This is a genomic window from Halomarina rubra (genome assembly GCF_023699475.1).
GTDB classification, from domain to species: Archaea; Halobacteriota; Halobacteria; order Halobacteriales; family Haloarculaceae; genus Halomarina; species Halomarina rubra.
Genome location: NZ_JALXFV010000002.1, coordinates 368145 through 384637, shown reverse-complemented (window position 1 = coordinate 384637; position 16493 = coordinate 368145). Strand labels below are relative to the sequence as shown.

Here is a 16493-nt window from a genome sequence, read left to right as displayed (position 1 = left end):
CACCCCACGTAGCGCCGGTCGTGATCGACCCGTTCGAAGAGGACCGCGACGACGACCCGTGGCCGGACGAACCCGAGGAGTTCGACCCCGACAGTCTCGCCCCCAGCGTCGACATCCCGGAGGCGAACGACCTCTCGGAGTCGGACGTCAGCGACGGCCTGTTCAAGGCGTTCTGGGGGAGCGTCGTCTTCCTGAACGTCGCGCTCCTCGGTCTCAGTCTCGGCGCGATGTTGCTCTACTTCCGCGGGGACGTCTGGTTCGGCGGCGGGTCGCTCCTCGTCGGGGCCGTCGGAGCCGTCTTCGCGTACCGCTACTACGCGATGTACGACCCCGAGGAGGAACAGGAAGAAGAGGAGTCGATGCTGGACGACGACCAGCGAACGTCCGACCAGTAAGGCTACCACGTCGACCCGACTACATCGTTCCATGCAGACGGTCCGTGACGACGACGGCCGCCGCTACCTCCTGCTCAAACGGTCGAGCGAGTCGTCGCTCGTCCGCGACCCGGAGACGGGCACCGAACGCTACCTGCCCAACGACCGCCTCACACCGACGGGTGACGACGACAGCGCGCTCACGCTCGCCGCCCGGGCAGTCCCCGCCCCGGTGCGACGCGTCCTCACCGCCTGCCGCGACGACCGTGCGCTCGGCCTCCTGCTCGAACTCGACCGGCGCGGCCCGCTCCCGGCGCGAGCGCTGGTCGACTACGACCTCTGTGAGAGCGACGTGGTCGGCCTCGTGAGCGAGTTCCGCGCCGCGGGGCTGGTCGTCAAGGCCGACGCCACCGGCGAACGTGGGTACGACCTGACCGACGACGCCCGAGAGGCACTCGCCGTCCTGCGCGGTGCCGAGGACGACGAGCGAGCCTCGGAGTAGCCGCCGACGGCGACCGACTCAGTCCGCGGTGAGCGCCGTCAGGTCGCGACTGCGGTCGACCGTCGAGCGGTTCGAGGTGGGGTCTTTCTCGACGTGGACGAGGTCGTCGGCCGCGCCGACGAGTTCCTGGTCGTGGCTGACAACGACGATCTGTTCGACGCCGACGTCGCGCATCGACTCGATTAGTTCGACCAGTCGCCCGACGTGCCCCGAGTCGAGGAACACCGTCGGCTCGTCGAGGATGAGCGGCGGCATCGGGGCCGCCCCGTCGATGCCCTCCGCGAGCAGGCGGTAGATGGCACAGCGCAGCGAGAGGTTGAACAGCGCGCGCTCGCCTCCCGAGAGCTGTTCGGGGTCGAGCGGTTCGCCGTCCTTCTGGAACACCGTCAGCTCGTACTCGCCGTCGAGTTCGATGCGGGCGTAGGAGTCGTTCTGGTAGACGAGGTCGAACGTCTCGTTCAACAGCGACTCGAGTTTCACGACGTTGCGCTGGCGGAGTTCCGCCCTGAGGTCCGCGTACATCGCCTGGAGCTGTTCGGTCTCCTCGTACAGCGAGTCGAGCCGGTCGACGGTCGCGGCCAGCTCTTCGCGCCGGTCGCGGAGGTCGTCGAGCGCGTCGAGTTCGTTGTCGATGGCCCCCACGTCGCTCTGGAGTTCGTCGCGCTCCTCGCGGAGGGCGTCGAGTTTCGGTTCGACGTACTCGACGAACTCCCGCGCGCCGCGGAGGTTCTCGCGGTCCTTCTCGACCTGCTGTTCGTCGAACGACTCTCGGAGGGTGTCGCGCCGGTCACGACGCTCGCGAAGGCGCTCGCGACGTTCGTCGTTCACGCCCGCCAGCTCCTCGCGGCGGTCGCGGAGGCGCTCGCGCTCGTCCTCGGCGTCGGCGACGTCGGCGACGAGGTCCGCGAGGCGGTCGAGACGCTCGCGGCGCTCCCGGACCGCCGCGAGGTCGCCGTTCAGTTCCCCGATGGCCTGCCGAGCCTCGGCTGCGCGCTCGTCGGCGTCCGTCGCTGCTTCGCGTTTCTCGGCGGCCTGGTCGTCGAGTCGCTCGGCCTCCTCGCGGAGGTCCGCGACGCGCTCGCGGTCGCGCTCGACGGTCGCCTCCCGCTCCTCGATGAGCTGTTCGAGGTTGTCGCGGTCGGAGACGGCCTGTTCGACCGTCGATTCGAGCGCGACGAGTTCCTCGGCGCGTTCGTGGCGCGCCTCGGCGTCGGCCAGCGACTCCGTCACGTCGGCCAGTTCCGACTCCAGGTCCGTGACGGTCTCGCGGCGCTCCTCGATGGCCGCGACGTGTGGACTGCCGTCGACGGGTTGCCCACACTCCGGGCACTTCCCCTCCGCCTGGAGTTCCTCCGCCTCGTCGAGGGCGGCCCTCGCGTTCTTCAAGTCGCTCTCCAGTGCGGCCGTTCGCTCGCGGAGCGACGAGACCTCCTCGGCCACCGCCTCGCGGAACGCCTCGGCCTCGCCGAACGCACAGGGGGCGTCCGCGAACGTCTCGCGTTTCTCCTCGGCCTCGCGTTCGAGGGCGGCGACCTGCTCGCGGCGCTCGTCGAGCGTCTCGCTCGTCGAGGTCAGCTCCGAGGCCGTCTCGGTGGCCTCCTCGCGCGCGCTTTCGGCGCGCGATTCGAGGTCGTCGGCCGTCTCCCGGAGGGTCTCGGCCGTGCTGGCGGCGTCCTGGGCGGTGAGTCGGTGCTCTTCGAGCGACGAGCGGAGCTCGTCTTCGCGCTCGACGAGCTCCTCGCGACGCTCCTCGATGGCCTCGGGGGCGGGCGCGTCGAGGTCGGTCTCGGCGAGCGTCGCGTCGCGTTCGGCTTCGAGATCGGTGACGGTCTCGCGGAGCTCCGAGAGACGGTCTTTGGCGTCCTCGCGTTCGCGTTCGGTCTCGGCGATGGCCGCCTGGAGGTCCGCGACGGTGTCCTCGACGGACTGGAGCTCCTCGCGACGTTCGTCGACGGCGTCGAGGCGCTCTTCGAGGGCGTCGCGCGTGGTGATTGCCTGTTCCCGTTTGGCCTCCAACCGCTCGATTTCGGCGTCGGCCGCCGACCGTTCTTCGACCAGTTGCTTCCGGCGGCCGTGGAGGTCCTTCGCGTCCTTCTGCTCGACCTGTCGCTCGACGTCCTCCAGCGCGCCGTGTTTGTTCTCCCGGACCCGGCCGACGCCGACGCGGGCGTCGCTGGCGCGTTCGCGGTACTCCTCCAGCGAGCCCAACTGGAGCAGGTCGTCGATCATGTCCTGGCGCTGGCCCGGCGAGGCGTTGATGAGCTTGTTCACCTCCCCCTGCCGGACGTACGCGCAGTTGACGAACGCGTCGGCGTCCATCCGGAGGAGGTCCTCGACGTAGCTCCGAACGTCGCGCGCGCCCTCGATGGGACCCTCGGGCGTCTCCAGCAGGCAGGTCGCCGTCTGGGCGCGGTCGCCCGTGTACCGAACGCGGCGTTCGAGGTGGTAGCGCTCGCCGCCGTGGACGAACCACAACTCGACGGTGGTCTCCTCCGCGCCGATGGTGACGACCTCGTCCAGCGTCGTGTCGAGCGCCTTCGCACCGTACAGCGCGAAGAAGCAGGCTTCGAGCAGCGAGGACTTGCCGCTACCGTTGAGGCCGTAGATGACGGTCACGCCGTCGTCGAGTCGCAGGTCGGCGTCGGCGTAGCACTTGAAGTTCTCCAGGGAGACGCGCTCGAAGCGCATCAGTAGTCACCCCACGTCGACTGGCCGTCGCCGTCGGCGCTCGCGGTGGCCTCCTCGGGGACCTCCGGTCCCGTCTCACCTTCTGAGGAGTCGGCCGTCGCGGGGTCGGTCCCGGACGGGTCGTCGCTCGGCGTGTCGGGGGCTTCCTCGACCGTCCCCTCGCCGCTCTCGGCCTCGGTGTCGCTGGCGGTGTCGGAGTCCGTCTCGGTGTCGTCGCGGTCGGGGACGGCGCGGGCGAACGCCTCGGCGTCGTCGACGATGTCGCGGACGCGCTCCTCGACGGTCTCGGAGACGTTCGAGTCGGCGACCTTGCTCGCCCGGATGGTCTCGTCGAGGTCACGGGCCGCCCGACTCAAACCGAGTTCGCGGACCCGCTCGCGGACCGCCTCGTCGGGGTCGGCGAACGAGACGTCGTACTCCTCGGCGGTCTCGAACTCCCGCTGGTCGTTGACCCGGGCGACGAGCGCTCCCCGTTCGTCGAGGTCCGTCTCTACGTCCGCAGGAGCGATACGCTCGCCCTCGCCCTCGACGGTGACGATGACGACGGCGTCCTCGACGTCGTGCTGGCCGGCCTGTTCGCGGACGCGTTCGACGCCCTCGCCCGGCCCCAACTCGACGTCGACGAAGACGAACTCGCGGGTCTCGACACCGCGTCGCGAGATGCTCACCTCGTCGTCGAAGGTGACGATGTTGTAGCCACGCTCCTCGCGCTCGCTGGCGCTCGCACGCTCGGTCGACCCACAGTAGGTGACCCACGTGTCGGCGACCTGGGCGCGGTCGGCCTTGTGGTTGTCACCGAGCAGGAGGGCGTCGAAGGCGACGGGCGACCCCTCGACGATGTCCCGCGCGTCCCAGTCGCCGTAGTCGAACGGCTGGAACAGGCCGTGGGTGACGAGCGTCGCGTGGGCGGCGTCGTGCGGTTCGAAGTCGTACTCCAGGGCGTCGCGCTGGGAGCGCGGGACGAAGTCGAGACCGTAGAACGCCGTGTCACCGACGACGTGCGGCGTGGGGCCGAGACGGGTGGCGAGACCGAGCGAGGCGAACAGGTCGAGCCACTGGGCGTCGCGTTTGGCCTCGTGGTTCCCGACGACGGCGAGGAAGGGGACGTCGGCGGCCGCGAGCGTCCGGAGGGCGTCGAGCGTCCCGAGGATGTCCTGGAGGTCGGGACGGCGGTCGTGGAACAGGTCGCCGGCGTGGACGACGGCGTCGACGTCGTCGGCGACGGCGTCGTCGAGCACCCGGCGGAAGGCGTCGAGGAAGTCCTGCCGGCGCTCGGGTCGGTGGTACTGCTGGTACCCGATGTGTGTGTCACCGGTGTGGATGACCCGCGTCATATCAGTCTGGCGTGTCTTTCGGTCCCGTCGGTATATCGATTGCGTGAGCGGGGTGGAACTGACAGGCCGCCCGGTAGCGTTCGAAGGCGTCGAGTGACTCCCGGCCGGTGCCGGTCCGCTCGACCGCCCGTCGCAGGCGCTCGACGCCACCGGTGGCGACGAAGGCGGCGGCCGTGTCGAGGTCGGTGCGAGCGCGACGGGCGGTCGCGAGGACGGTCCGGTCGTCCGGTGGACCGGCCGCGAGTCTGGCCAGCGAGCGCTTGACGGCGGTCGGGTCGGGCACGACGGGGCTGGTGCGGCTTCGCCCTAAAAGGTCAGTGGTCGGCCCGGCGGTCGTCCTCGCCGGTCAGCGAGTAGACTCGTTTGCGAGCGTCGGTGAACGAGACCCGCGCGTCCACGACGTCCGCCTCTTCGAGCCGGCCGATAGCGTACCGGACCGTGCGAGTCGGCAACAGCGTCTCCTCGGCGAGCTGTCGCTGGGTGTGTGGCCCGTCGTACTCCAGCACTTTCGCGACGAGCTTCGCGCTCGGCGGGAGGTCCCGAAGTGCGTCCTCCCGACACTCGACGGCCGACTGTTTGCAGGCGCTCATACCCACCGAACACGATGCTCCGAAATAATACTTTTCGTTCTCCAATAACCAGTGTGCATCGTTCGTGAAGGACCGGTAGCCGCCTCGCTCGTGCGGTGGGCGGGGTGAAACTTCGACTCGAACCGAAACCTCTTATGAGCGCACGTGATAGATAGGGCCAATGACCGACACTGTTGACGACGTCGACATGCCGTACGACGACGACGCGTCACAGCAGGACAAAATCGACACCCTCCAGGACAGGCTCGAAGTCCTCGAACGGCAGAACGAGGAGATGCGCGACAAGCTCCTCGACGCGAACGCGGAGAACAACAAGTTCCAGCAGAAGCTCGAACGACTGACCCACGAGAACAAGAAGCTCAAGCAGTCGCCGCTGTTCGTCGCCACCGTCCAGGAGATTACCGACAACGGCGTCATCATCAAACAGCACGGGAACAACCAGGAGGCGCTCACCGACGTCACCCCCGAGATGCGCGACGATCTCGAACCCGACGCGCGAGTCGCGGTGAACAACTCGCTCTCTATCGTCAAACGTCTCGACAACGAGACCGACGTCCGCGCCCGCGTGATGCAAGTCGAGCGCAAGCCCGAGGTCAGCTACGCCGACATCGGCGGCATCGACGAGCAGATCGACGAGGTCCGAGAGACCGTCGAGATGCCCCTGACCAGCCCCGAGATGTTCGACGAGGTCGGTATCGAACCGCCGAGCGGTGTCTTGCTGTACGGGCCACCGGGCACGGGGAAGACGATGCTCGCGAAGGCCGTCGCGAACCAGACCGACGCGACGTTCATCAAGATGGCCGGCTCCGAACTCGTACACAAGTTCATCGGTGAGGGTGCGAAGCTGGTTCGGGACCTGTTCGAACTCGCCCGGCAGCACGAACCCGCCGTCATCTTCATCGACGAGATCGACGCCATCGCCTCGAAGCGTACGGACTCGAAGACCTCCGGCGACGCCGAGGTCCAGCGCACCATGATGCAGTTGCTCGCCGAGATGGACGGGTTCGACGAGCGGGGGCAGATCTCCATCATCGCCGCCACCAACCGCTTCGACATGCTCGACCGCGCCATCCTCCGGCCCGGTCGTTTCGACCGTCTCATCGAGGTGCCCGTTCCGAACCCCGAAGGTCGCGAGCGCATCTTCCAGATCCACACGCGCTCGATGCAGATCTCCGACGACGTCGACTTCGCCGAGCTCGCGGAGGAGACCGACAACGCCAGCGGGGCCGACATCAAGGCCATCTGTACGGAGGCCGGGATGTTCGCCATCCGCGACGACCGCACGACCGTCGAGATGCGGGACTTCGAGAACGCCTGGGAGAAAATCCAGCAGGGCGACGACGACGACACCGAGGAAGTGTCCCGAACCTTCGCGTAGGTCCCTGCGTCCGACGACGTCCAGTGCGGCTTCGGTTCTCGCTGTCGTTCGACACCGTAGCCACCGCACCGCGGTCTGCCGACGGAGACACCACGGTTCCGATGTACCTTTGAGTCGCCGGCCCCTCGCTCCGGTATGGACGAACAACCAGGGGTGAGCGACGAATATCGGCTGTCGAGTCCGTGGCCGTTGTTCGTCGCCCTCGGTCTCACGCTCTCGGAGGTCGGCATCGTCCTGAACCTCCTACCCATCTCGGTCGGCGGCCTGTTGCTGTTCGTCGGCAGCGTCTCGGGCATCGTGCAGGACGCAGGCTACATCGACCGTCCGTGGGGCGTGCTCGGTGGGCTCGGTGCGGTCCTCGTCGTGCTCGGTGCGATACTCGTCGTCACGCAGGTGTCCCCGTCGGTCGACGCTCTCCTCGACACGCTCGGGTCTGCGATGGCCGCCGACGGCAACGCGAACGTCCAGCGCGGCCTCTCGGTCGCGATGGCCGGCCTCATCGCCCTGCTCGGGAGCGTCGCCGGCCGCGCGACCGGCCGCCGGAGCATCGAGGCCGCGTAGGGAATCAACAACCTATTTACTGCGCTCGGCGAAGCAGGGTACATGGCACCGGACGTGTTCGACCGGGAGACGCTGTTGGACCTCTCGGTCAACGTAATCCCGCTGTTCATCATCCTGTTCTTCGTGGGCGTGTTCGCCGTGCTTCCGCAGTTCGGCTACAGTCTCGTCCCGACGCTCATCCAGATGGCACTGCTCATCGTGCCGTTCGTCGGCTTGGCCATCCTCACCTACTACTCGGGGAAGGCCATCGCGACGTCCGAAGCCGAACTCGAGGCGCGCGAGCGAGCGGTCGCCGGCGCGAGTGCGGTCGAAGGCTCGGAGGAGACCGGTGAGCTGTCCGAGGACGAGGACGCACAGCCCATCGAAGGCACGGAGACGGACGGCGACGAGGAGTCGACAGCGTCGAACGAGTAACCAGGGTTTCATTCGGCCGCCTGCGTGCGGTCGGAACGCGAACACAACCTTTCTAATCCCCCAGTTCGGAACTGTGGTATGGAAATTTCAGGAGCGTTGCTCCCTGCGATACCAGCGCAGGGAGCGGGTGTCGGCACGTCGGGCCAGTTGGCCCTGACGGTCCTGATGGGGGTGTTCCTCGTCGCCGTCTTCCTCGCGCTGACTCGCGCCGAAGACTGGCGGACCTACACGCCACTCGCCGGAGGCGGCTACGGCGAGTCGGGACACCACGTCCGACACAAACCCGAAGGAATCACGCGCTGGCTCACGACGGTCGACCACAAGGACATCGGGATGCTGTACGGACTGTACGCCATCGTGGCGTTCGTCTGGGGCGGCCTCGCGGTCCTCCTCATGCGGACCGAACTGTTCACGCCGAGCATGGACGTGCTCGGTGCGGTCGCCGGCGGGACCAACGCCGGGAACGCACTCTACAACGGCCTGCTCACGAGCCACGGCATCACGATGCTGTTCCTGTTCGGGACGCCCATCATCGCGGCGTTCTCGAACTACTTCGTCCCGCTGCTCATCGGCGCGGACGACATGGCGTTCCCGCGCATCAACGCCATCGCGTTCTGGCTCCTCCCGCCCGGCGCACTACTCATCTGGGCCGGCTTCTTCGTGCCGGGGCTCGCCCCTGCACAGACGTCCTGGACGATGTACACGCCGCTGTCGGCCGAACAGGCCGGCTTCGGTGCCGACCTCATGATTCTCGGACTCCACCTGACGGGGGTCTCGGCGACGATGGGGGCGATCAACTTCATCGCGACCATCTTCACCGAGCGCGGGAAGAACGTCAACTGGGCCAACCTCGACATCTTCAGCTGGACCATCCTCACGCAGTCGGGGCTCATCCTGTTCGCGTTCCCGCTGCTCGGCAGCGCACTCATCATGCTCCTGCTCGACCGGAACTTCGGGACGGCGTTCTTCGCCGTCGACGGAGGCTCGCCCATCCTCTGGCAACACCTGTTCTGGTTCTTCGGCCACCCCGAGGTGTACATCCTCGTGTTACCGCCGATGGGTATCGTCAGCTACGTCCTGCCCCGGTTCTCCGGGCGGAAACTGTTCGGGTTCAAGTTCGTCGTCTACTCGACGCTCGCCATCGGCGTCCTCTCGTTCGGCGTGTGGGCGCACCACATGTTCTCGACGGGTATCGACCCGCGAATCCGGGCGTCGTTCATGGCCGTCTCGCTGGCTATCGCGATACCCTCCGCGGTGAAGACGTTCAACTGGATCACGACGATGTGGAACGGCAAACTGCGCCTCACCGCACCGATGCTGTTCTGCATCGGGTTCATCAGTAACTTCATCATCGGTGGGGTGACCGGCGTCTTCCTCGCCGCCATCCCCATCGACCTCGTGCTCCACGACACGTACTACGTCGTGGGTCACTTCCACTACATCGTCATGGGGGCCATCGCGTTCGCCGTGTTCGCGGGCCTCTACTACTGGTACCCCATCTTCACCGGTCGGATGTACCAGCGCAGCCTCGCGAAGTGGCACTTCTGGTCGACGATGATCGGGACGAACCTGACGTTCTTCGCGATGCTGCTGCTGGGCTACAACGAGATGCCCCGCCGCTACTCGACGTACGCGTTCAACGCCGACTGGGCACCGCTCCAGACGGTCGAGTTGCTCCACCAGGCGGCGACGCTCGGCGCGTTCATCCTCGCGTTCGGCCAGATCATCTGGCTCGTCAACTTCGTCCAGTCGTGGTACGAGGGGCCCGAGGTCGACGGGGACCCGTGGGGACTCCGCGACACCTCGCTGTACGGCCGGGAGTTCGAGTGGCACGAACGCCGTCTCCAGACCGCCGTCACGGACGGCGGTGAGGAAGACGAGGTCGCGACCGACGGTGGCGTCGACGAGACGGCCGCCGAGGAAGCGGTCGCTGACGAACAGAGCGACGAGTAACCGACCGCGATTTCTCCGAACTTTCGCCGCGTCGCGAGTGGACGGTTCGTTCGGGTCGATACGTCGACGAGCGGCGCGCTCGCTCAGCCGATGGTGTTGAGGACGAGGACGATGCCCGTCACGAACATCAGCGAGGCGACCGCGACGAGAACGAGCAACAGCAGTTCCTTCTCCTCCATGCATCAGGTTGGGGACCGCGAGTCAAAAGCGTAATCGTGTGGGCCGCCCTATCTCGACCGTGAGCACTTCCCCACGACAGCTACGCGGCCGCTGGTTCGTCCTCACCCTGTACGTGGTCGTCGTCGCCATCGCCGGGCTGATGGGCGCGCTCATCGCGTCGTTCCGACAGGGTCCCGGCCAACTCGACCCGGAGCTGTTCGGTTTCATCCAGCTCCCGCCCACCGCCCTCGGGATGGCGCTGTACGGGTCGGTCACCCTCGCCGTGCTGTTCGGGGTGTTGCTGGCGGCCATCGTCTTCGTCGCGAACCGCTACGACGACGACGCGGTCGGTCGGTAGCTCGAAGCACACCAGCGACGGCCGTGACGGCGGCGAGTATCGGAGCCTCAGTCGAACGCCCGAGCGCAGGCGTCGGCGACCTGTTCTGCGGTGAACCGTCCGGTGAGCGTCTCGGCTGGCTGCCCGTCGACGAACACGACGAGCGCGGGCGCGACGGTCACGTCGGCGGTTCGACGGAACGCCGGGGTCTCGACGCCGTCGACGCCGCCGACGGCCACGTCGCTCGGAACCGCTTCGAGGATAGCGTCGAGGTCGCGCTTGACCGCCGCACACGGGTCGCAGTGGCGTTTCCACACCGTCACGACCGCCCGGTCGTGTGTCGCGAGGAACGTCTCGTACCCGTCGTCGTCGAGTCGTTCGACCACCTCGGGTACCGGCGACTCCGGCGAGAGGTCCTCGACCATCGCGGCCATCCGGGCGCGTTCCTCGCGGGAGTACGAGCCGTCGAGCTCCGACTGGACGGCGAGGTACGCGACGAGCATCTCCCGGGTGACGCCCTCCTCGGCGATGCGCGCTTCGGCCTCGTCCGCCGAGAGGTCGAACACGTCGGCGACGGCCCGTTCGAACGCCTCGTCGGTGGCGTCGCCGTAGCTGTCGTGGTAGATGTCGTGGGTCGCGTCGTACGACTCGCTGAGGGCGAGCGTCCCGTCCGCTCGCTCCAGGACGACACCCTCCTCGACGAGCGCGTCCAGCAGTCGCTCGGCCGTCTCGGGGGGACTCGTAGCGGGCGTGCCCGCCGTGTCGTCGCCCGTCATACGCCCAGATACCGGTCCCGGGTCTCTTCGTCCGCCCGGAGTTCGTCGGCCGTCCCTTCGAACACGACCTGCCCCTGGTCGACGACGTAGCACCGGTCGGCGATGTTCATCGCCGCGACGGCGTTCTGTTCGACCAGCAGGACCGTGGTCCCGTCCTCGCGGATGCGTTCGACGGCAGCCTCGACCGCCTGGATGATCTGCGGGGCGAGACCCTCGTACGGTTCGTCGAGCATCAGGAGGTCGGGGTTCTGTTTCAGCGCCCGAGCGATGGCGAGCATCTGCTGTTCGCCACCGGAGAGCGTCCCACCTTTCTGCGAGAGTCGTTCCCTGAGCCGCGGGAACACGTCGTAGATGTCCTCGTCGGCCATCTGGCCGCGGTCGAACTCGATGTCCCGACCGACGACGTTCGACCGATTTCGGACGACCTCCGCGATGTGCATGTTCTCCGCGACGGTGAGGTCGGGGAATATCCGGCGTTCTTCGGGCACCAGCGAGATGCCTCGCACCGCCACGTCCTCGGTCGGCAGGTGCGTGACGTCGTCGCCGTGGAAGCGGACGTGACCGCTGCGGACCTCCGGTTCGTCGGTCCCGGCGATGGCGCGGAGCGTCGTGGTCTTGCCCGCACCGTTACGGCCGAGCACGGCGCATATCTCGCCGCTGTCGACGTGCAACGAGAGGTCACGCAGGATGTGGCTCTCGCCGTAGTAGGCGTCGACCGCCTCGACGTCGAGCAGGGGCCCGCCCGCGGTCGTCTCCTCCGTGGCGTCGGTCGGCGCGGTCGCTCGGGCGGTCCCGTCGTCGGGAGCGCCGTCGGGACTGCTCACTCCTCGACACCTCCGAGGTACGCGTCCTGCACGTCCGGATTCTCGCGTATCTCCTCGGGGGCCCTTCGGCGATGACCGCCCCCCGGTTGAGCACGACGATGCGGTCGGAGACGCGGAAGACGATCTCCATGTCGTGTTCGACGAGCAGGAACGTCAGCCCGCGTTCTTCTTTCACGCGTTCGATGAGGTCGACCGTCGCGTGGGTCTCCTCGGGGGACATCCCGGCGGTCGGTTCGTCCATCAGGAGCATGTCCGGTTCCGCGGCGAGCGCGATGCCGATTTCGAGGCGGCGCTTGTCGCCGTACGGGAGGTCCTCGGCGGCGCTCTCGCGCTGGTCCCACAGTCCGACCGCGTCGAGCGTCTCGCGGGCGACCTCCTCGACCGCCGGGTAGCGTCGACGGTGTCTGAGGAAGTTGAACCGGAACGAGCCGTGTTCGGCGGCCAGTGCCGCGATGCGGGCGTTCTGGCGCACCGTCAGCGTCGGGAAGATGGACGCGGTCTGGAACGACTTGCTCATCCCGCGCTGGACGACCTCGTGTGGCGAGAGACCGAGGATGGACTGTCCCTTGAAATGGATGTCGCCCTCGGTCGGCTCCAGTCGCCGTGTGATGAGGTTGATGATGGTCGACTTCCCGGCCCCGTTCGGCCCGATGAGGCTGACACGCTCGCCCCGTTCGACGCTGATGTCCACGTCGTCGGTGGCCGTCAGTCCGCCGAACTGCTTGACGAGACCGTCGGTTTCGAGCAACGGCTCCGCCGCACGGTCGACGCCCGTCTCGGTCTCGTCGGCCTGCCGGGACTGGTCGGTCTCGGTCGTCGTGGCGTCGCTGCTCGCCATCAGCGACCACCTCCGAGTCGGTTCCCGATGCGGTGGCCGATGGATTTGAGCCCACCCCACAGCCCGCCACGCGGGATGAACACGACCACGGCGACGAACAGCAACCCGAGGAGTAGGTGCCAGTAGTCGGCGGGACTCGCCCACTCGGGAAGGACGACCGCCTGTGCGCCGGGGAAGAGCTTGTCGACCTGGACGAACAACACGACTTCGCGCATCCCCTGGACGACGTTAGCGACGTAGAGGTACACCGCGGCACCGATGGGGCCGCCGAACAGCGACCCGACGCCGCCGATGACGCTCATGATGACGACCTCGCCGCTGGTCGTCCAGAACAGCGACTCGACGGGGACGCGGGCCTGCTGGATGGCGAACAGCGACCCGGCCAGCCCCGAGATGCCCCCGGAGAGGACGAACGCCATCAGCTTGTACCGCTGGACGTTCAGACCGACGAACTCGGCGCGCTGTTCGTTCTCGCGGATGGCTCGGAACACCATCCCGTACGGCGAGTTGAGCACCCGGTAGGCGAACGCGACGGTGAGCACCATCGCGACGCCGATGAGGGTGTACATCCACGTGGCGACGAACGTCGTGATGACGGGGATGCCCGCGCCGAGCGGGATGAACCCCAACAGCGGTTCGATGGCGGTGCCCCCGATGCCGAGACCGTTGTCGCCGCCGGTGAGGTCTGCCAGCGGTTGCAACGCCATGTAGTACAGCATCTGCCCGAACGCCAGCGTGAGGATGGCGAAGTAGATGCCGCCGCGACGGAGCGTGAGGAAGCCCAGAACCCACGCCAGCAACACCGAGAACGTGATGCCGACGGCGATCATCACCAGCGGCGACCCCGAGACGTGGATGGCGAACACGCCCGCCGCGTACGCGCCACCGCCCCAGAAGGCGGCGTGGCCGAACGACAGCAGGCCGGTGTAGCCGTGGAGCAGGTCGAAGCCGATGACGAAGATGCCCCAGATGACGATGAGTTCGGCGAGCGACTGGTAGCCCTGGAGAGCCGTGCTGATGACCGGCGCACGGACGAACAGGTACGGAAACAGGAGGACGGCGATGGCCGTCGCGGCGACGACGAACGACTCGCGCTGGCGGACCGCCCGCCAGCGGACGAGCAGGGGGACGGCCGAGAGCTGCCCAGACTCCTCACCGACACGCTGTCCGGTCTCGTCACTCATACAGCCACCTCCTCACCGAGCAGCCCCTGTGGTCTGACGAGCAGGACGATGGCCGCGAACGCGTAGATGCCGACCTGTGACCACTCCGAGAAGCCGAACTGGATGAGCCCGGACTGTATCAACCCGAACGCGAGGCCGCCGACGACCGCCCCGCGTATCGACCCGACGCCGCCGACGACCACCGTCAGGAACGCCGGGACGAGTATCTCACCCCCGTATCCGGGGTAGAACTGCACGAGCGGCCCGCCGACGAGGCCGGCGACGCCCGCAAGCGCCGCGCCGATGCCGAACACGACGAGGTACGGCCGCGACAGGCGGATGCCGAGCATCTCGACCATCTCCGGGTCGACGGTGCCGGCTCTGACCGTCAGCCCGAAGTCGGTGTACTCGATGAGCAGGAACACGATGCCGACGAGGACGGCCGTGAGCAGGATGACCACGAGCCGCCACGTCGAAATGGCGTTCACGCCGAGAAAGGCGAGCACGTCGCCGACGACGGGGACGCCGGTGGCCGAGCCACTGGCCCACGGTGGCTGGGCGATGCCCCGACTCTGCCCGCCGAACAGCACGCGAAACGTCTCCGCGACGACCAGCGCTATTCCGTAGGTGAGCAGGATCTGGTCGGTGTCCGGTCGGTCGTAGAACGGCTGAGCGACGAACCGCTCCATCGCCAGCCCGACGACGAAGACGACGAGCGGAACGATGACGAGCGCCGCGAGGTAGCCCCACCCGAGTCCGGGGCTGGCGAAGCCCCACTCGGCGAGCTTCCCGCTGAAGGTGGGCATGCCCGCGATGATGAGGCCGAGGTACGCGCCGACGATGTACAGCGCACCGTGAGCGAAGTTGACGAACTTCAGCGTACCGAGGATGATGGAGAGACCGACGGCGAGCAGGATGTAGATCGCGCCGGCCTGGAGCCCGTTGATGAGCAGTCGGGCGATTTCGGAGCTGGTCTGGAGCGCGAGGAGGGAGGCACTCACGCCGACCCCCTCCGTCGCGTGTCTTGCGAGTGTGAGTTTTCGTGATGCATGAATGTCGAGTTGGTGTGGTCCGGGTCGGTCACTCGTCGCCGTACGGGCCGAGTTCGCACTCCGCGGCCGGCCCGTCGTCGCAGCCGTACCAGAGGTTGTCCCGACTGGTCACGTTGACAATCTCGAAGTAGTTGCCCGAGGACTGTTCGTCGCCGGGGAGGCCGCGGACGACCGGCACGTCCCGGATGGCCTGGTGGTCGCACTCGCGCATCGTCTCCGGCCCCATTCCGATGTTGTCGTACTCGTACCCCTCCAGCTGCTTGATGACCTCCGGCGGGTAGAACGTCCCCGCGCGTTCGACCGCTGCGGCGTACTGGAGCGTCTGTGCGTACGCCAGTTGGGCCGGGCCGGACGGTACCCGGTCGTACTCCTCTTTGAACGCCTGGGTGAACTGGCTCGACGGTTCGTTGTCGAGCTGCGAGTCCCACGCGACGGTGCCGAACACACCGGAGATGGCGTCGCCCGCGGACTCCGCCATCGGACGGTTGTACAGCGGAACGAGCAGCGTCATGCTGTCTTTCAGACCCGCGTCGACCGCCTGCGTGAGCGACTTCGCGCCGTCGAGACCGTAGTGGTTGAGCACCAGCACGTCGGCCCCGGAGTTCGCCGCCTCCGAGAGGAACGGCGAGTAGTCGTCCGTCCCGAGCGACGTCGGGACGCTGTCGACCTGCTCCCAGCCGGCGGTCTCGGTGAGGAACTGGTTCATCGACTCCTGCTGGGTCTGGCCCCAGGAGTAGTCGGCGTACAGCTGATAGAACTTCTGTCCCTCGCCGTACTCCTCTTTCACGACCGGCGCGAGCGCCTGACCGGTCGTGTAGGCGTTGAACATCTCCCGGAAGCCGTAGCGTCGACACTCGACACCGGTCGTCTCGTTGGAGTGGGTGAGACAGCACATGTACAGCACCTTGTTGTCCTGTGCGACCTGCTGTTGGGCGATAGCCGTCGCACTCGACGACCCGCCGGAGAACATGATGACGTCGTCCCGGTCGACCATCCGGTTGGCCGCCTGCGTCGCCGTCGCGGCGTCCGTCGCCGTATCACCCTCGACCGACTCGATCTGATAGCCGAGCACGCCGTCGCCCGAGAGGTCGTCGAACTGACTGTCGACCCAGCCCCCGCCCTCGTTCAGGTGTTTCATCGCGAGGTTGTACGCCCGAAGTTCGTCCTCACCCTCGGAGGCGTACGGACCGGTCTTCGGGACGTTGAACCCGAACGTCGCGGTGTCGCCCTCGACGGGGAAGTTGCCGAGCGACGGGTAGTCCTCCCCGCCGCCACCGCCGGACCCGGTCCCGCTTCCGTTGCCACCACCGTCACCACCACCACCGCCGCCACCGCCTCCACCGCCACCGCCGCCACCGGTGTCTTCTGTCGTACATCCTGCCAATCCTACGAGACCCGCCGTTCCTGTCGCCCCTGCACCTTTCAGCACGTCACGGCGCGTCAGTCGGTTGTTACCGCTTGCCATGCCAACTGATAGCTGGAGCGAGCAACATTAACGTTTGCGCCGTTTTAGCTGTTCAACGACTGAAAAGTTTCCGTTCGTGCCTACC

The 16493-nt window shown here is 67.4% G+C and carries 16 protein-coding genes and 1 pseudogene; 7 read left to right on the top strand and 10 right to left on the bottom strand.

The annotated features are described in order from the left end of the window. The first annotated feature begins 20 nt into the window (after positions 1-20). Both M1L36_RS03225 and M1L36_RS03220 read left to right on the top strand, forming a co-directional pair. Positions 21-395, top strand: coding sequence for a DUF7322 domain-containing protein (locus M1L36_RS03225; RefSeq protein WP_250872271.1), 375 nt, complete (start codon positions 21-23; stop codon positions 393-395). 31 nt (positions 396-426) lie between these two features. Continuing rightward, positions 427-876, top strand: coding sequence for a DUF7346 family protein (locus tag M1L36_RS03220; RefSeq protein WP_250872270.1), 450 nt, complete (start codon positions 427-429; stop codon positions 874-876). Positions 877-894: 18 nt separating this feature from the next. On the opposite strand, the gene rad50 is transcribed toward M1L36_RS03220, so the two are convergent. Genes rad50 through M1L36_RS03200 form a run of 4 tightly spaced genes read right to left on the bottom strand, consistent with a single transcriptional unit; the run spans position 895 to position 5488 of the window. Beyond that, positions 895-3564, bottom strand: coding sequence for a DNA double-strand break repair ATPase Rad50 (gene rad50, locus M1L36_RS03215; protein WP_250872269.1), 2670 nt, complete (start codon positions 3562-3564; stop codon positions 895-897). Continuing rightward, a complete protein-coding gene (mre11, locus tag M1L36_RS03210) occupies positions 3564-4898 on the bottom strand; it encodes a DNA double-strand break repair protein Mre11 (protein ID WP_250872268.1) in 1335 nt (444 codons plus the stop codon). The genes rad50 and mre11 overlap by 1 nt, the downstream gene beginning before the upstream one ends. 1 nt (position 4899) lies before the next feature. Continuing rightward, entirely contained in the window at positions 4900-5181 is a 282-nt protein-coding gene (locus M1L36_RS03205) for a DUF7966 family protein (protein ID WP_250872267.1), read from the bottom strand. 31 nt (positions 5182-5212) lie between these two features. Next, positions 5213-5488, bottom strand: coding sequence for a winged helix-turn-helix domain-containing protein (locus M1L36_RS03200; RefSeq protein ID WP_250872266.1), 276 nt, complete (start codon positions 5486-5488; stop codon positions 5213-5215). Positions 5489-5648: 160 nt separating this feature from the next. On the opposite strand from M1L36_RS03200, the gene pan1 reads away from it, so the two are divergent. The 5 genes from pan1 to M1L36_RS03175 all read left to right on the top strand — a co-directional run bounded on the left by pan1 (position 5649) and on the right by M1L36_RS03175 (position 10311). Further along, positions 5649-6866, top strand: coding sequence for a proteasome-activating nucleotidase Pan1 (gene pan1, locus M1L36_RS03195; protein ID WP_250872265.1), 1218 nt, complete (start codon positions 5649-5651; stop codon positions 6864-6866). Between the two features lie 135 nt (positions 6867-7001). Then, positions 7002-7427 (top strand): DUF7541 family protein, encoded by a 426-nt coding sequence (locus tag M1L36_RS03190; protein WP_250872264.1) that lies wholly within the window; start codon positions 7002-7004, stop codon positions 7425-7427. A 42-nt stretch (positions 7428-7469) separates the two neighbouring features. Continuing rightward, positions 7470-7841, top strand: a complete 372-nt coding sequence (locus M1L36_RS03185; protein WP_250872263.1) for a DUF6684 family protein — start codon at positions 7470-7472, stop codon at positions 7839-7841. 165 nt (positions 7842-8006) lie between these two features. After that, a complete protein-coding gene (gene ctaD / locus M1L36_RS03180) occupies positions 8007-9794 on the top strand; it encodes a cytochrome c oxidase subunit I (protein ID WP_250872658.1) in 1788 nt (595 codons plus the stop codon). 238 nt (positions 9795-10032) lie between these two features. Next, the gene (locus tag M1L36_RS03175; RefSeq protein WP_250872262.1) at positions 10033-10311 is read left to right on the top strand and encodes a DUF7520 family protein; all 279 of its coding nucleotides are present in this window, start codon (positions 10033-10035) and stop codon (positions 10309-10311) included. Between the two features lie 47 nt (positions 10312-10358). Here the strand turns inward: M1L36_RS03175 and M1L36_RS03170 are convergent, their stop codons facing one another. The 6 genes and pseudogenes from M1L36_RS03170 to M1L36_RS03145 form a co-directional block, all read right to left on the bottom strand. After that, positions 10359-11066, bottom strand: coding sequence for a thioredoxin family protein (locus tag M1L36_RS03170; RefSeq protein WP_250872261.1), 708 nt, complete (start codon positions 11064-11066; stop codon positions 10359-10361). Next, a complete protein-coding gene (locus M1L36_RS03165) occupies positions 11063-11800 on the bottom strand; it encodes an ABC transporter ATP-binding protein (protein ID WP_250872657.1) in 738 nt (245 codons plus the stop codon). Before M1L36_RS03165 ends, M1L36_RS03170 begins: the two co-directional genes overlap by 4 nt. Before the next feature lie 86 nt (positions 11801-11886). Further along, positions 11887-12638, bottom strand: a pseudogene (locus M1L36_RS03160) (ABC transporter ATP-binding protein). Positions 12639-12727: 89 nt separating this feature from the next. Next, entirely contained in the window at positions 12728-13912 is a 1185-nt protein-coding gene (locus tag M1L36_RS03155) for a branched-chain amino acid ABC transporter permease (protein ID WP_250872260.1), read from the bottom strand. Beyond that, entirely contained in the window at positions 13909-14892 is a 984-nt protein-coding gene (locus M1L36_RS03150; protein WP_250872259.1) for a branched-chain amino acid ABC transporter permease, read from the bottom strand. Before M1L36_RS03150 ends, M1L36_RS03155 begins: the two co-directional genes overlap by 4 nt. A 79-nt stretch (positions 14893-14971) precedes the next feature. After that, positions 14972-16408: an ABC transporter substrate-binding protein gene (locus M1L36_RS03145; RefSeq protein ID WP_250872258.1), complete on the bottom strand. Its 1437-nt coding sequence runs from the start codon at positions 16406-16408 to the stop codon at positions 14972-14974. Positions 16409-16493 lie beyond the last annotated feature (85 nt).

Bases quoted from the DNA above. Each gene is read 5' to 3' on its own strand.
- M1L36_RS03220 (WP_250872270.1), top strand. From the start codon at position 427: ATGCAGACGGTCCGTGACGACGACGGCCGCCGCTACCTCCTGCTCAAA.
- rad50 (WP_250872269.1), bottom strand. From the start codon at position 3,564: ATGCGCTTCGAGCGCGTCTCCCTGGAGAACTTCAAGTGCTACGCCGAC.
- mre11 (WP_250872268.1), bottom strand. From the start codon at position 4,898: ATGACGCGGGTCATCCACACCGGTGACACACACATCGGGTACCAGCAG.
- M1L36_RS03200 (WP_250872266.1), bottom strand. From the start codon at position 5,488: ATGAGCGCCTGCAAACAGTCGGCCGTCGAGTGTCGGGAGGACGCACTT.
- pan1 (WP_250872265.1), top strand. From the start codon at position 5,649: ATGACCGACACTGTTGACGACGTCGACATGCCGTACGACGACGACGCG.
- M1L36_RS03190 (WP_250872264.1), top strand. From the start codon at position 7,002: ATGGACGAACAACCAGGGGTGAGCGACGAATATCGGCTGTCGAGTCCG.
- M1L36_RS03185 (WP_250872263.1), top strand. From the start codon at position 7,470: ATGGCACCGGACGTGTTCGACCGGGAGACGCTGTTGGACCTCTCGGTC.
- ctaD (WP_250872658.1), top strand. From the start codon at position 8,007: ATGGGGGTGTTCCTCGTCGCCGTCTTCCTCGCGCTGACTCGCGCCGAA.
- M1L36_RS03170 (WP_250872261.1), bottom strand. From the start codon at position 11,066: ATGACGGGCGACGACACGGCGGGCACGCCCGCTACGAGTCCCCCCGAG.
- M1L36_RS03155 (WP_250872260.1), bottom strand. From the start codon at position 13,912: ATGAGTGACGAGACCGGACAGCGTGTCGGTGAGGAGTCTGGGCAGCTC.
- M1L36_RS03145 (WP_250872258.1), bottom strand. From the start codon at position 16,408: ATGGCAAGCGGTAACAACCGACTGACGCGCCGTGACGTGCTGAAAGGT.